Here is a 13,518-nt window from a genome sequence, read left to right as displayed (position 1 = left end):
CCCCTCCAGCACAGGGGCTCCCGCCCGGGCCGCCGCGCGTTCGCGTCCTCCTCCTGGGCCTACGCTGAACGTATGAACAACCTCAGCGGGCGCGGCCAGGTGGCGGGCCTTCCGGCATGGGACCGGTGCGCGGTCATGGGTGTCGTCAACGTGACCCCCGATTCCTTCTCCGACGGCGGCCGCTGGTTCGACACGACCGTCGCCGTCAAACACGGCCTGGACCTCGTCTCCGAAGGCGCGGACCTGGTCGACGTCGGCGGCGAGTCCACCCGCCCCGGCGCCACCCGGGTGGACGAGGCCGAGGAGCTCAGGCGCGTCATCCCGGTCGTCCGCGGCCTCGCCGCCGAAGGCGTCGTCGTCTCCGTCGACACCATGCGCGCCTCCGTCGCCGAACAGTCCCTGGCGGCCGGCGCCGCCCTCGTCAACGACGTCAGCGGCGGCCTCGCCGACCCCGCGATGATCCCGGTCGTCGCCGCCGCGGGCGCCCCGTTCGTCGTCATGCACTGGCGCGGCTTCCTCCACGGCGGCAACGCCAAGGGCGTCTACGACGACGTCGTCGGCGAAGTCGTGGACGAGCTGCACGCGCGCGTGGAGGCCGTCCTCGCCGGCGGCATCGCCCCCGACCGCATCGTCGTCGACCCGGGCCTCGGCTTCTCCAAGGAGGCCGAGCACGACCTCGCCCTCCTCGCGCACCTCGACCGTCTGCGCGCCCTCGGCCACCCCCTGCTCGTGGCCGCCTCCCGCAAGCGGTTCCTCGGCCGCGTCCTCGCCGGCCCGGAGGGCGCACCCCCGCCGGCCCGGGAGCGTGACGCCGCCACGGCCGCCGTCTCCGCACTCGCGGCGCACTCCGGCGCGTGGGCAGTGCGCGTGCACGAGGTACGCGCCACCGCGGACGCGGTACGGGTCGCGCGCGCCGTGGAACAGGCGCGGATGGCCGGGTCCACGCCGAGCGCGCGAGATGCGGGCAGGGCGCCCGAGGAAGGGCGCGCGCCGGACGCGGAGGGTGAGCGCGGGGCGCACGGTGGTGCGGGCGCGGGGCGCGGTAGTGGACGTGCACCTGGCGCTGGTGGCGAGCGGGGGGCGGCAGAAGCCCGGTGAGCGCCCCCCATACCGACGTCGAGCAGGTGGAGGCCGCCAACACCGCCTTCTACGAGGCGATGGAACGCGGCGACTTCGAGGAGTTGTCCTCGCTCTGGCTCACCCCCGCCGACCTGGGCGTGGACGAGGAGTACCACGACCCGGCGGACACCGGCGTGATCTCCTGCGTCCACCCCGGCTGGCCGGTGCTCACCGGCCGCGGCGAGGTCCTCAGGTCGTACGCCCTGATCATGGCCCACACCGACTACATCCAGTTCTTCCTCACCGACGTGCACGTCTCCGTCACCGGCGACACCGCCCTCGTCACCTGCAGCGAGAACATCCTCAGCGGCGGCCCCGCACCCGAGGACGGCGCGGAACTGGGGCCGCTGGTCGGCCAGCTCGTCGTCGCCACGAACGTGTTCCGGCGCACGCCCTCCGGCTGGAAGCTCTGGTCGCACCACGCCTCCCCCGTGCTGGCGGAGAGCGATGACGAGGACGGCGAGAGCGGCGTCAACGGCGTGAATCCGGACGACGGACCCCTCGCCTGAGCGGAAGGGCGCCACCGGAGGAGCAAGAAGTGGTTGGAATCACCTACCCCGGGGTAGGAGCCGCTACCAACCCATGACAAGGCCGGGTTTTCCCAGGGAAACACGAGATGAACCCTCGTGGTCCCGGCCCGGGCCCGCGCCCTGCAGCCCGGCTTTGTCAGTGCCCGCAGGTAGATTCGTCTGAGGCCGGTGTGCCGCCCGCACGCGGTACGGACCGGTCCTTCCCGACGATTGCAGGAGTGATTCGCGTGGATCGTGTCGCGCTGCGCGGCCTCAAGGCCCGCGGGCACCACGGTGTGTTCCCCAAGGAACGCGAGGAGGGCCAGACCTTCATCGTCGACCTCGTCCTGGGGCTGGACACCCGGCCGGCCGCGGCCGACGACGATCTGGCGAAGACCGCGCACTACGGCATCGTGGCCGAAGAGGTCGTGGCCGTGGTCGAGGGCGAGCCGGTGAACCTCATCGAGACCCTCGCCGAGCGGATCGCCCAGACCTGCCTGAAGCACGAAGGGGTCCAGGAGGTCGAGGTCTGCGTCCACAAGCCGGACGCGCCGATCACCGTTCCCTTCGACGACGTGACCGTCACCATCACCCGGAGCCGAGTATGACCCGACCTTTCCTGCAGGGTCACAGCGACCCGACCGTCCAGCCGGTGCCCGCCTCGGTCGTCGAACAGGTCGACGCCGCGGACACGACCCTGCAGAACCCGAAGTGGGCCGTGATCTCGATCGGCGCCAACCTCGGCAACCGCCTGGAGACCCTTCAGGGCGCCGTCGACGCCCTGGAGGACACCCCCGGGGTCCGTGTGAAGGCCGTCTCCCCGGTGTACGAGACCGAGCCCTGGGGCGTCGAGCCCGGCAGCCAGCCGTCGTACTTCAACGCGGTCGTGGCCCTCAAGACCACCCTGCCTCCGTCCTCCCTGCTGGAGCGGGCGCACGCCATCGAGGAGGCGTACAAACGCGTCCGCGACGAGCACTGGGGCCCGCGCACGCTGGACGTCGACATCGTCGCCTACGCCGACGTCACCTCCGACGACCCGCACCTCACCCTGCCCCACCCGCGCGCCCATGAGCGCGCCTTCGTGCTGGCGCCCTGGCACGACGTGGACCCGCAGGCCCAGCTGCCCGGCCGTGGCCCGGTGGCCGATCTGCTGTCGGCCCTCACCCGCGCCGGCGTCGAACCCCGCGCGGACCTGGAACTCCGACTGCCCGAGTAGTCGTTAAGGTCAAGACGACAAGGTCGTGAGCGACCGCCGTCCGGACCGGTCCGGGGGAGCTGAAGGGACACCGTGAGAGAGCTGCGCATCAGGGTGCTGGCGGGCGTGTTCGTCGTCGCCGGCGTCCTGTCCTGGGCGGGCGCCCGCCTCTGGAACTCGATCGGGACCCTTCCCAGCGTCCCCCTGGCCGCCCCCATCGTCCTCGCCCTGATCGCCGTGGTCCTGCTCTCCACGGCCCTCTCGCTGCGCGCCCGCTTCAAGGCCCAGCGCGAGCGCCGGCCCGGAGCGAAGGGCGTCGACCCGCTGATGGCCGCCCGCGCGGTCGTCTTCGGCCAGGCCAGCGCCCTGGTCGCCGCCCTGGTCGCCGGCATGTACGGCGGCACGGGCGTGTTCCTCCTGGAACTCCTCGACATCCCCGCCCGCCGCGACCAGGCCATCTACGCCGGCTTCTCGGTCCTCGCGGGCATCGGGGTCATAGCGGCGGCCCTGTTCCTGGAGCGGGTGTGCAAACTCCCGGAGGACGAGGACCAGAACCACCCGGGAGCGGAACCGGCAGCATGACCGCCGGTTTCCCGGAGCACCGGTTCAGCGCGCCATGATCAGGCTCATGGCCTCGTTCCGCGTCGCCGCGTCCCTCAGCTGACCGCGCACGGCGGACGTTATGGTCTTCGCCCCGGGCTTGCGAATGCCGCGCATGGACATGCACATGTGCTCGCACTCGATGACCACGATGACGCCCCGCGGTTCCAGGATCTCCATCAGGGAGTCCGCGATCTGCGTCGTGAGTCGTTCCTGCACCTGCGGCCGGCGGGCATAGACGTCCACCAGGCGGGCCAGCTTGGACAGGCCGGTGATCTTCCCGGTGACGGACGGGATATAGCCGACGTGGGCGACACCCCTGAACGGGACCAGATGGTGCTCACAGGTGCTGTAGACCTCGATGTCCTTCACGAGCACCATCTCGTCGTGCCCCAGGTCGAACGTCGTCGTCAGCACGTCCTCGGGCTTCTGCCACAGGCCCGCGAAGATCTCCTTGTACGCCCGCGCCACCCGGGCCGGCGTCTCCCGCAGGCCCTCCCGGTCCGGGTCCTCGCCGACCGCGATCAGCAGCTCCCGCACGGCGTTCTCGGCGCGCTTCTCGTCGAACTCGCCGATCTTGCCCTCGCCGTCCAGGGTCACGGGGTCGGTCATCTGGTTCCTCGTTCCTTGCCTCTTACACGGGCCGGAGGCCACGCGTCGGTGTGCGGACATACGAACGCCGCGCCCTCCAGGCTAAAACCTGGCGTGCGCGGCGTTCATTCCAGCCCTGATGGCCGAAACGCGGTCAGCTCTCCCGGCGGTCCTCCGGGGTCTGGTCCGTGACCGGGGCGGATTCCGTGGCGGTGGACTTGGCCGTGCTGATGGCGGCCGTCGCGCCGTTCGCGCCGTTGGTCAGGGCCAGCTCCTTGGGAGAGAGCACCGGCGGGCGGGTGGAGGGGGTGCGGCGGGAGGAGCCGGTCCACGCGGGCCGCGGCGGGCGCTTGTGGATCGGGGCGAAGATCTCGGCGATCTCCTCCTTGCCCAGGGTCTCCTTCTCCAGCAGCTGGAGGACGAGCTGGTCGAGCACGTCGCGGTTCTCGACCAGGATCTCCCAGGCCTCGTTGTGCGCGGTCTCGATGAGCTTCTTGACCTCTTCGTCGACCAGTGCGGCGACCTCTTCCGAGTAGTCGCGCTGGTGAGCCATCTCACGTCCGAGGAACGGCTCGCTGTTGTCGCCGCCGAACTTGATGGCGCCGAGCCGCTCGGTCATGCCGTACTGGGTGACCATCGCGCGGGCCAGGTTGGTGGCCTTCTCGATGTCGTTCGCGGCGCCGGTGGTCGGGTCGTGGAAGACCAGTTCCTCGGCGGCGCGACCGCCCAGCATGTAGGCGAGCTGGTCGAGCATCTCGTTGCGCGTGGTCGAGTACTTGTCCTCGTCGGGCAGGACCATCGTGTAACCGAGGGCACGGCCGCGGGACAGGATCGTGATCTTGTGGACCGGGTCGGAGTTCGGGGAGGCCGCCGCGACCAGGGCGTGACCGCCCTCGTGGTACGCGGTGATCTTCTTCTCCTTGTCCGACATGATCCGGGTCCGCTTCTGCGGCCCCGCGACCACACGGTCGATCGCCTCGTCCAGCGCCCTGTTGTCGATCAGCTTCTGGTCACCGCGGGCGGTGAGCAGGGCCGCCTCGTTGAGGACGTTCGCCAGGTCGGCACCCGTCATGCCGGGGGTGCGGCGGGCGACGGCGGCCAGGTCGACGTCGTGCGCGACCGGCTTGCCCTTCTGGTGGACCTTGAGGATCTCCAGGCGGCCCTGCAGGTCCGGCGGGTCGACCGCGATCTGGCGGTCGAAGCGGCCGGGGCGCAGCAGCGCCGGGTCGAGGATGTCCGGGCGGTTCGTGGCGGCGATGAGGATCACGCCGCCCTTGACGTCGAAGCCGTCCATCTCGACGAGCAGCTGGTTGAGCGTCTGCTCGCGCTCGTCGTGACCACCGCCGAGGCCGGCGCCGCGGTGGCGGCCGACCGCGTCGATCTCGTCGACGAAGACGATCGCCGGGGCGTTCGCCTTGGCCTGCTCGAACAGGTCACGGACCCGGGAGGCACCGACACCGACGAACATCTCGACGAAGTCGGAACCGGAGATCGAGTAGAAGGGGACGCCCGCCTCGCCGGCGACGGCACGCGCGAGCAGCGTCTTACCGGTACCGGGACGGCCGTAGAGCAGCACACCCTTGGGGATCTTGGCGCCGACGGCCTGGAACTTGGCCGGCTCCTGCAGGAACTCCTTGATCTCGTGGAGCTCCTCGACGGCCTCGTCGCAGCCGGCGACGTCGGAGAAGGTCGTCTTCGGGGTGTCCTTGGTGATGAGCTTGGCCTTGGACTTGCCGAAGTTCATGACCCGGGAGCCGCCGCCCTGCATCTGGTTCATCAGGAACAGGAAGACGACCACGATCAGGACGAAGGGCAGCAGGGAGAGCAGGACGCCGACGAACGGGTTCTGCTTGGACGGCGAGACCGTGTAGCCGTCCGGGATCTGCTTGTGCTGGTACTTGTCCTGCAGCATGCCGGCGACGGTCACACCCTGGTCGCCGATGTAGCTCGCCTGGATCTTCGAGCTGCCGTCGACCTTCTGGCCGTCCTTGAGGGTGGCCTTGATGGTCTGCTCGTCGCCTGTGGTCAGCTTGGCCGACTGGACCCTGTTGTCATTGATCGCGGCAATGACCTGGCCGGTGTCCACCGTCTTGTAGCCGCCGGACGAGCCGACGACCTGCATCAACACGACCACGGCAAGGACGGCCAGCACGATCCACATGACCGGCCCACGGAAGTATCGCTTCACGTCCATCCATACGGAGCGGTGCCGCCCCGTCCCTCCTGCCATAGTGAGTTTGATAAGACAGTTCTTCTGACGGTACCCCAGCGTGGTGGTCCGAAGCCGCACGAAGTTCGCTTCGACCGGCTGGGAAACCCGTCTCTGCATGCTTCAACGGCCTGGAACCCGCCGGGGTTCCCGATCGTCCTACAAGGCTTGAGCCGAGTGGCTCACACCACCCGGTCCGGCTCAGCCGCCGTAGACGTGGGGCGCGAGCGTACCGACGAACGGAAGGTTGCGGTACTTCTCGGCGTAGTCGAGGCCGTAGCCGACGACGAACTCGTTCGGGATGTCGAAGCCGACCCACTCGACGTCGATGGCGACCTTCGCGGCGTCCGGCTTGCGCAGCAGCGTGCACACCTTCAGGGAGGCGGGCTCGCGGGAGCCGAGGTTGTTGATCAGCCAGGACAGGGTCAGGCCGGAGTCGATGATGTCCTCGACGATCAGGACGTGCTTGCCCTTGATGTCGGTGTCGAGGTCCTTGAGGATCCGCACGACACCGGAGGACTGGGTGCCCGCGCCGTAGGAGGACACGGCCATCCAGTCCATGGTGACGGGGGTGGACAGCGCCCGGGCGAGGTCGGCCATGACCATCACGGCGCCCTTGAGGACGCCGACGATGAGCAGGTCCTTGCCCGCGTACTCCGCGTCGATCTTCGCGGCCAGCTCGGCCAGCTTCGCGTCGATCTCTTCCTTGGTGATGAGCACCTGCTGGAGGTCGGCACCCATGTCTTTCGCGTCCACCCGCATCACTTTCGGTCGTCCCACCGGCCGCTCACCCCTCGTAGGGGTAAGGATTCAGCCTTGCCGAATCACCAGTCTGCCACCCTGTCGACGGGCGACGACCCTGCCCGGGAGATTGATGGCTCCCTGGCCGCGCCAGCCGGTGATCAGGCGGTCGACTTCCTCGATGTGGCGGGCGAACAGCGAACCGGCCGGGGCACCGGCCTCGATGGCGGCGCGGCGCAGGATCCGGCGGCGTACGGCGGGCGGGAGGGCGTAGAGCTTGGCGCACTCCAGCAGGCCCGCGGCGTCCCGTACGGAGGACTCGGCCTGGCTGGCCCAGGCGTCGAGGGCGTCGGCGTCGTCGCGGGAGAGCTGGGCGGTGCGGGCGAGCGCCTCCACGACCCCTTTGCCGAGGGCCTTCTCCAGGGCGGGGAGGCCTTCGTGCCTCAGCCGGGAGCGGGTGTAGGCGGGGTCGGCGTTGTGAGGATCGTCCCAGACGGGGAGGGACTGGACCATGCAGGCCTTGCGGGCGGTCTGCCGGTCGAGTTCGAGGAAGGGGCGCCGGTAGCGGCCGGCGGCCCCCGAGACCGCCGCCATGCCGGACAGGGAGCGGATGCCGGAGCCGCGGGCGAGGCCCAGCAGGACGGTTTCGGCCTGGTCGTCGCGGGTGTGGCCGAGGAGGACCGCGGCGGCGCCGTGGCGTTCGGCGACGTCGTCGAGGGCGGCGTAGCGGGCGTCGCGGGCGGCGGCTTCCGGGCCGCCTTCGCGGCCGACGGTCACGGCGACGGACTCGACCGGCGCGAGGCCGAGTTCACGCAGGCGCAGGACGACCTCGTCGGCGCGGAGGTCGGAGCCGGGCTGCAGGGCGTGGTCGACGGTGACGCCGCCGGCGCGGATGCCGAGCTTGGGTGCCTCGAAGGCGAGGGCGGAGGCGAGGGCCATGGAGTCGGCGCCGCCGGAGCACGCGACGAGCACGAGCGGGGAGGGGGGCCGCTCGGCCGTCCGGTCCGGGCGCGCGCCGAAGGACTGCCGGGCGCCGGCACCGGCGAGGCTGGGGTGGTCGTTGAGGATGTCGTGGAGGACGCGGCGGACCGCCAGGCGTATCGCCGCGACCGCAGGATGGGGACCCATGTCCGGTTCCCTTCATGAAGTTTTCGGGGGGTGAGCCCGAGCCGGTCACTCAGAGTGTGTAGATGGTGACAGAAGCGGGCCGTTCCCCGAGCATTGCACGCCTACGCATGGCTCACGGTCCCTCGGACGGGTGATTGGAGGGGCGTTCGCCTGCCGTCGGCCGGATTCCACTCACGACGTGTCCGTGCCGTTCACGATTCGGCCTTGCGGTGCACCCGTGCGACCCAGTCCGCGGGTTTGGCGATCTCGGCCTTGGTCGGGAGGGTGTTGGGCGAGGTCCACACGCGGTTGAAGCCGTCGGTGCCGACCTGTTCGACGACGGCCCGTACGAACCGCTCGCCGTCCCGGTACTGCCTCAGTTTGGCATCCAGACCCAGCAGCTTGCGCAGGGCGATGTCGAGTCGGGAGGCACCCTTGGCGCGGCGCTGCTGGAACTTCTCGCGGATCTCGGCCACGGTCGGTACGACGCTGGGTCCGACGCCGTCCATGACGTAGTCGGCGTGCCCCTCCAGCAGGGACATCACGGCGGTGAGACGGCCGAGGATCTCGCGCTGGGCGGGGGTCTGCACCAGCTCCACGAAGGACCGGCCGCCGTTCTCCTCCTCGCCCTCGGGGCGGCCTCCGGCGAGGGACTGCGCGGCCTCCCTGATGCGCTCCAGGAAGGTCATCGGGTCGACGTCGGTCTCCGCCAAGAACGACTGGATTTCGCCCTCCAGGTGGTCGCGCAGCCAGGGCACGGCCGTGAACTGGGTGCGGTGGGTCTCCTCGTGCAGGCACACCCACAGGCGGAAATCGTGCGGGTCGACGTCGAGTTCACGCTCGACGTGGACGATGTTGGGGGCGACGAGGAGGAGGCGGCCGCCGCCGTTCTCGCCGGCGGGCAGGTCGCGGGTGGCGGGGGCGAAGGTCTCGTACTGGCCGAGGACGCGGGAGGACAGGAACGACAGCAGCATGCCGAGTTCCACGCCGGTGACCTTGCCGCCGACGGTGCCGAGGACCGCGCTGCCGGGGTTGCCGGCGCGCCGTTCCTGCATCTTCTCCAGGAGCGGTTTGAGGATCTCGCGGAAGCCGGCGACGTTGGCGCGGACCCAGCCGGGGCGGTCGACGACGAGGACGGGGGTGTCGTGGGTGTCCTCGGTGCCCATACGAGTGAAGCCCCGGACGTGTCCCTCCGAGGCCTTGGCGTGCCGGCGCAGCTCCGCGACGACGGCGCGGGCCTCGTCGCGACTGACGTCCGGGCCCGGCCGTACGAGCCGTGTCGCGGTTGCCACCGCGAGGTTCCAGTCGACCATCCCGGGAGATGCGGTGCCACCGAAGCCAGTCATGTTGACAACCGTACGTGAGCGGTGCGGGTTGAGGCAGGGTACGAGGGGTTGGTGGGGCTGGGGCGTTGGGCGGGCCCGCGGGGATGCCGGGGCCCGCGGCGGCGGTGGCCGCCGCGGGGCGGTCAGCGGCAGCCGCAGCCCGCCAGTGCCGTCGCGGTTCCGTCCAGGGCCGACTGGGCCTCCAGGGGATCGGTGGTGCCGGACGCCAGGAAGGCGAAGGCCAGGAGGCGGCCGTCGGTGTCGACGACCGTGCCCGCCAGGGTGTTGACGCCGGTCAGGGTGCCGGTCTTGGCGCGGATGACGCCGGCGGGGCCGTCGGTGTAACGGTGGGTGAGGGTGCCGGTGAATCCGGCCACGGGCAGGCCGGTGAGGACGGGGCGCAGGCCGGGGCGGCCGGGGTCGCCGGCCGTGACCAGGAGGGCGGTGAGGAGGTCGGCGGTGAGCCTGTCGTCACGGTTGAGGCCGCTGCCGTCGTGGAAGGAGGCGCCTGCCATCGGCAGGCCCAGCTTGGTCAGCCGCGCGGAGATCGCCTTGGCGCCGCCGTCGAAGCTGCCGGGTTCGCCGCTGGCGAGGGCCGTATGGCGGGCCAGGTGCTCGGCGATGTCGTTGTCGCTGTTGGTCAGCATCCGCTCGACCAGGGCGGACAGCGGGGGTGAGGAGACCGTGGCGAGGGTCTGCGCGCGCGTGGTGGCCTTGGAGGGGCCGGGGGGTGTGGTGGTGATGCCGGCGGCCTTGAGGAGGGCCGCGAACTTGCCGGCCGCGTCCTTCGCCGGGTCGCTCACGCGGGGCGCGGGGCCGTGGGTCGAGCCGTCGGTGCGGCCCTCGTCGACGGTCAGGGCGCTGACGGGCGCGAGGTTGGTGTTGACGCCGATGGCGTGCAGGGCGGGGCCGGCGTAGAGGGTGGTGTCGTAGGAGAGCGTGACCTTGCGGATGCCGCGCCTGTGGAGCGCCCGCGCGGTGTCCGCGGCCAGTGCGCGCAGGTCGGCCCAGTGTTCCCCGCTCCCGGCGTCCCGGGTCGTCGGGCGGGCGGTGAGGGTGGGGTCGCCGCCGCCGACGAGGACGAGTTCGCCGGTGTCGGGTTCGAGGGCGGCGCGGGTGGTGAGGCGGTCGTCGGGGCCCAGGGCGGACAGCGCGGCGACGGCGGTGGCGATCTTGGTGGTGGAGGCGGGGGTGAACCCCTTGCCGGATTCGGTGCCGTACAGCCGCTTGCCGGTGGCCACGTCCACGACGGCCGCCCCGTGGTCGCCACCCAGCGCGGAGGCGCCCAGGAGGGGCCCCAGGACGTCCCGGAGGGGCTTTGCGCCGGGCGCGGCCTTCTCGGCGCCGGGGGCGTCCGCCGGGCCGCCCAGGGCCGCCAGGACGGGCCCGGCGCTCGGCGCGGGCCGGGGTCCCGCACCGGATGCCGTGCCGGAGCGGCCGTGATCTGTGCCACCCGGCCGCTCCGGAGCCGCGGCACGGTCCCGCTCGGCCGTACGCTGACCGTTGGCGTCCCAGGGGCCCGCCGCGGTCACCACACCGGCGGCGAGCGCGAGGCCGGCGGTGGCGGCGCCCGCGGTGTACTGCCAGGTCCTGACCGCCTGCCGACGGGGCAGGCGGGCGGGCCGGGTCCGCAGGGCCCGCGTCAACCGCGCGACCCGCGGCTTCGCGGCCGTCACGGCCCGCGCCAGACGCGGTCGTACGGCGCCCGCGATCCGCTCCACCTGCGGTCTCGCAGCCCGCCAAGGCCTCAGCTCTGGCACGACCACCAGCCCCTTTCGCGATCACACACCTGCGTGAGGGACACTTAACCACCAGAACTATGTGCTGATCATGGAGGAGCCACCGGTGGAGTTCGACGTCACGATCGAGATCCCGAAGGGTTCGCGCAACAAGTACGAGGTGGATCACGAGTCCGGTCGGATCCGCCTGGACCGTCGTCTCTTCACCTCGACCGCCTACCCGACCGACTACGGCTTCGTCGAGAACACCCTCGGCGAGGACGGCGACCCGCTGGACGCGCTGGTCATCCTGGACGAGCCGACCTTCCCGGGTTGCCTGATCAAGTGCCGCGCGATCGGCATGTTCCGCATGACGGACGAGGCGGGCGGCGACGACAAGCTGCTGTGCGTTCCGGCCACCGACCCGCGGGTGGAGCACCTGCGCGACATCCACCACGTGTCGGAGTTCGACCGCCTGGAGATCCAGCACTTCTTCGAGGTGTACAAGGACCTGGAGCCCGGCAAGTCGGTCGAGGGTGCCAACTGGGTGGGCCGCACGGACGCCGAGGCGGAGATCGAGCGGTCGTACAAGCGCTTCGAGGAGCAGGGCGGTCACTGACCGTCGCGCGCTTCTGAACGGGCCGTACGCGCACGCGTGCGGCCCGTTTGCGTTTTCCTCGTATACCTGTGCGCATACTGAGCCGTACGGAAGGTGTCGTTCAGGGAGCGGTGCGAGGTGACGGAGGCGGAGGACCGCAAGCCCCGGTCGGACGAGGCGCGGTACGACCCGGAGATCACGTCCGAGTTCGCCATTCCGGAGGGCATCGAGGTCCCCGAGGGCACCGGTGAGCCGGAGACCACGTCCGAGTTCGCCGTGCCGAAGGGACTGGAGGCTCCACAGCCGCCGAGCCCCGAGCCGGAGGGCTCGGCGTTCAGCCTGCCGCGCACCTACAGCGCCAAGGACGCCCCTGTGGCGTTCACCCCGGCAACCGGGGTGCCGCTGGTCAGCCTGGTCAAGGACGCGCCCTGGCAGGACCGGATGCGCACGATGCTGCGCATGCCGGTGGCCGAGCGGCCCGCGCCGGAGCCGGTGCAGCGCGAGGAGGAGGGTGTCCCGGCCGTACCCCGTGTGCTCGACCTGACCCTGCGCATCGGCGAGCTGCTGCTGGCCGGCGGCGAGGGCGCGGAGGACGTGGAGGCCGCCATGTTCGCGGTGTGCCGCTCCTACGGCCTGGACCGCTGTGAGCCGAACGTCACCTTCACGCTGCTGTCGATCTCGCACCAGCCGTCGCTGGTGGAGGACCCGGTGACGGCGTCGCGGACGGTACGGCGGCGGGGCACCGACTACACGCGGCTGGCGGCCGTGTTCCGGCTGGTGGACGACCTGACCGACCCGGAGACCCATGTCTCCCTGGAGGAGGCCTACCGGCGGCTGGCGGAGATCCGCCGCAACCGGCACCCCTACCCGGGCTGGGCGCTGACCCTCGCCAGCGGTCTGCTCGCCGGTGCGGCCTCCGTCCTGGTCGGCGGTGACCTGATCGTGTTCGTCGCGGCGGCCGTCGGCGCGATGCTCGGCGACCGGCTGGCCTGGCTGTGCGCGGGGCGCGGGCTGCCGGAGTTCTACCAGTTCACGGTGGCCGCGATGCCGCCCGCGGCGATCGGGGTGGCGTTCGCGCTGGCGCACGTCGACGTGAAGGCGTCCGCCGTCGTCACCGGTGGACTGTTCGCGCTGCTGCCCGGGCGCGCGCTGGTGGCGGGTGTGCAGGACGGTCTGACGGGCTTCTACATCACCGCCTCCGCGCGTCTGCTGGAGGTCATGTACTTCTTCGTCGGCATCGTCACCGGCGTGCTGGTCGTCCTGTACTTCGGCGTGAAGGTCGGCGGCAAGCTGAACCCGGACGCGGCGCTCATCATCAACGAACGGCCGCTGGTGCAGATCGCGGCGTCCATGCTGCTGTCGCTGACGTTCGCGGTCCTGCTGCAGCAGGAACGTTCGACCGTGCTGTGGGTGACGCTCAACGGGGGTGTCGCGTGGTCGGTGTACGGCGCGATGCACTACGTCGCCGACATCTCGCCGGTGGCGTCCACGGCCGTTGCGGCGGGGCTGGTCGGGCTGTTCGGGCAGCTGCTGTCGCGGTACCGGTTCGCGTCGGCCCTGCCGTACACGACGGCCGCGATCGGGCCGCTGCTGCCCGGTTCGGCCACCTACTTCGGGCTGCTGAACATGGCGCAGAACGAGGTGAACAAGGGGCTGGTGTCGCTGGCCAACGCGGCGTCGCTGGCCATCGCCATCGCCATCGGGGTCAATCTGGGGTCGGAGATCTTCCGGCTGTTCCTGAGGATCGGCTCCGCCGGGAAGCGGAGGGCCGCCAAGCGGACCCGGGGGTTCTAGGGGCGGGTGCGC

General features: G+C 71.2%; 13 protein-coding genes. 7 read left to right on the top strand and 6 right to left on the bottom strand.

Annotation, left to right across the window (positions count from 1 at the left end; genetic code table 11):
• Window positions 1-72 precede the first annotated feature (72 nt).
• The 5 genes from folP to ACWC94_RS19135 all read left to right on the top strand — a co-directional run bounded on the left by folP (window position 73) and on the right by ACWC94_RS19135 (window position 3,405).
• The gene (gene folP / locus ACWC94_RS19155) at window positions 73-1,098 is read left to right on the top strand and encodes a dihydropteroate synthase (RefSeq protein ID WP_450797816.1); all 1,026 of its coding nucleotides are present in this window, start codon (window positions 73-75) and stop codon (window positions 1,096-1,098) included.
• Window positions 1,095-1,628, top strand: a complete 534-nt coding sequence (locus ACWC94_RS19150) for a nuclear transport factor 2 family protein (RefSeq protein WP_450797815.1) — start codon at window positions 1,095-1,097, stop codon at window positions 1,626-1,628. Before folP ends, ACWC94_RS19150 begins: the two co-directional genes overlap by 4 nt.
• A 248-nt stretch (window positions 1,629-1,876) precedes the next feature.
• On the top strand, window positions 1,877-2,236 hold the full coding sequence (gene folB / locus ACWC94_RS19145; protein WP_450790001.1) for a dihydroneopterin aldolase: 360 nt from the start codon (window positions 1,877-1,879) through the stop codon (window positions 2,234-2,236).
• Window positions 2,233-2,844 (top strand): 2-amino-4-hydroxy-6-hydroxymethyldihydropteridine diphosphokinase, encoded by a 612-nt coding sequence (folK, locus tag ACWC94_RS19140; protein WP_450797814.1) that lies wholly within the window; start codon window positions 2,233-2,235, stop codon window positions 2,842-2,844. The genes folB and folK overlap by 4 nt, the downstream gene beginning before the upstream one ends.
• Before the next feature lie 72 nt (window positions 2,845-2,916).
• A complete protein-coding gene (locus ACWC94_RS19135) occupies window positions 2,917-3,405 on the top strand; it encodes a DUF3180 domain-containing protein (RefSeq protein WP_450797813.1) in 489 nt (162 codons plus the stop codon).
• Window positions 3,406-3,429: 24 nt separating this feature from the next.
• On the opposite strand, the gene folE is transcribed toward ACWC94_RS19135, so the two are convergent.
• The 6 genes from folE to dacB all read right to left on the bottom strand — a co-directional run bounded on the left by folE (window position 3,430) and on the right by dacB (window position 11,117).
• Window positions 3,430-4,035, bottom strand: a complete 606-nt coding sequence (gene folE, locus ACWC94_RS19130) for a GTP cyclohydrolase I FolE (RefSeq protein WP_450797812.1) — start codon at window positions 4,033-4,035, stop codon at window positions 3,430-3,432.
• A gap of 133 nt (window positions 4,036-4,168) precedes the next feature.
• Complete coding sequence (ftsH, locus tag ACWC94_RS19125; RefSeq protein WP_450797811.1) at window positions 4,169-6,208, bottom strand: ATP-dependent zinc metalloprotease FtsH; 2,040 nt, start codon at window positions 6,206-6,208, stop codon at window positions 4,169-4,171.
• Between the two features lie 216 nt (window positions 6,209-6,424).
• The gene (hpt, locus tag ACWC94_RS19120; protein ID WP_031165039.1) at window positions 6,425-6,985 is read right to left on the bottom strand and encodes a hypoxanthine phosphoribosyltransferase; all 561 of its coding nucleotides are present in this window, start codon (window positions 6,983-6,985) and stop codon (window positions 6,425-6,427) included.
• A 48-nt stretch (window positions 6,986-7,033) separates the two neighbouring features.
• On the bottom strand, window positions 7,034-8,092 hold the full coding sequence (gene tilS / locus ACWC94_RS19115; protein WP_450797810.1) for a tRNA lysidine(34) synthetase TilS: 1,059 nt from the start codon (window positions 8,090-8,092) through the stop codon (window positions 7,034-7,036).
• A gap of 191 nt (window positions 8,093-8,283) precedes the next feature.
• Entirely contained in the window at window positions 8,284-9,417 is a 1,134-nt protein-coding gene (locus ACWC94_RS19110; protein ID WP_450797809.1) for a zinc-dependent metalloprotease, read from the bottom strand.
• Window positions 9,418-9,539: 122 nt separating this feature from the next.
• On the bottom strand, window positions 9,540-11,117 hold the full coding sequence (dacB, locus tag ACWC94_RS19105; protein WP_450797808.1) for a D-alanyl-D-alanine carboxypeptidase/D-alanyl-D-alanine endopeptidase: 1,578 nt from the start codon (window positions 11,115-11,117) through the stop codon (window positions 9,540-9,542).
• A 124-nt stretch (window positions 11,118-11,241) separates the two neighbouring features.
• On the opposite strand from dacB, the gene ACWC94_RS19100 reads away from it, so the two are divergent.
• The gene (locus tag ACWC94_RS19100; protein ID WP_053656495.1) at window positions 11,242-11,733 is read left to right on the top strand and encodes an inorganic diphosphatase; all 492 of its coding nucleotides are present in this window, start codon (window positions 11,242-11,244) and stop codon (window positions 11,731-11,733) included.
• Between the two features lie 117 nt (window positions 11,734-11,850).
• Window positions 11,851-13,506: a threonine/serine ThrE exporter family protein gene (locus tag ACWC94_RS19095; protein ID WP_450797807.1), complete on the top strand. Its 1,656-nt coding sequence runs from the start codon at window positions 11,851-11,853 to the stop codon at window positions 13,504-13,506.
• Window positions 13,507-13,518 lie beyond the last annotated feature (12 nt).

This window comes from Streptomyces sp. NPDC001135 (assembly GCF_053598395.1).
The sequence above is the reverse complement of the archived record's forward strand: the minus strand, read 5'-3'. Positions and strand labels throughout refer to the sequence as shown.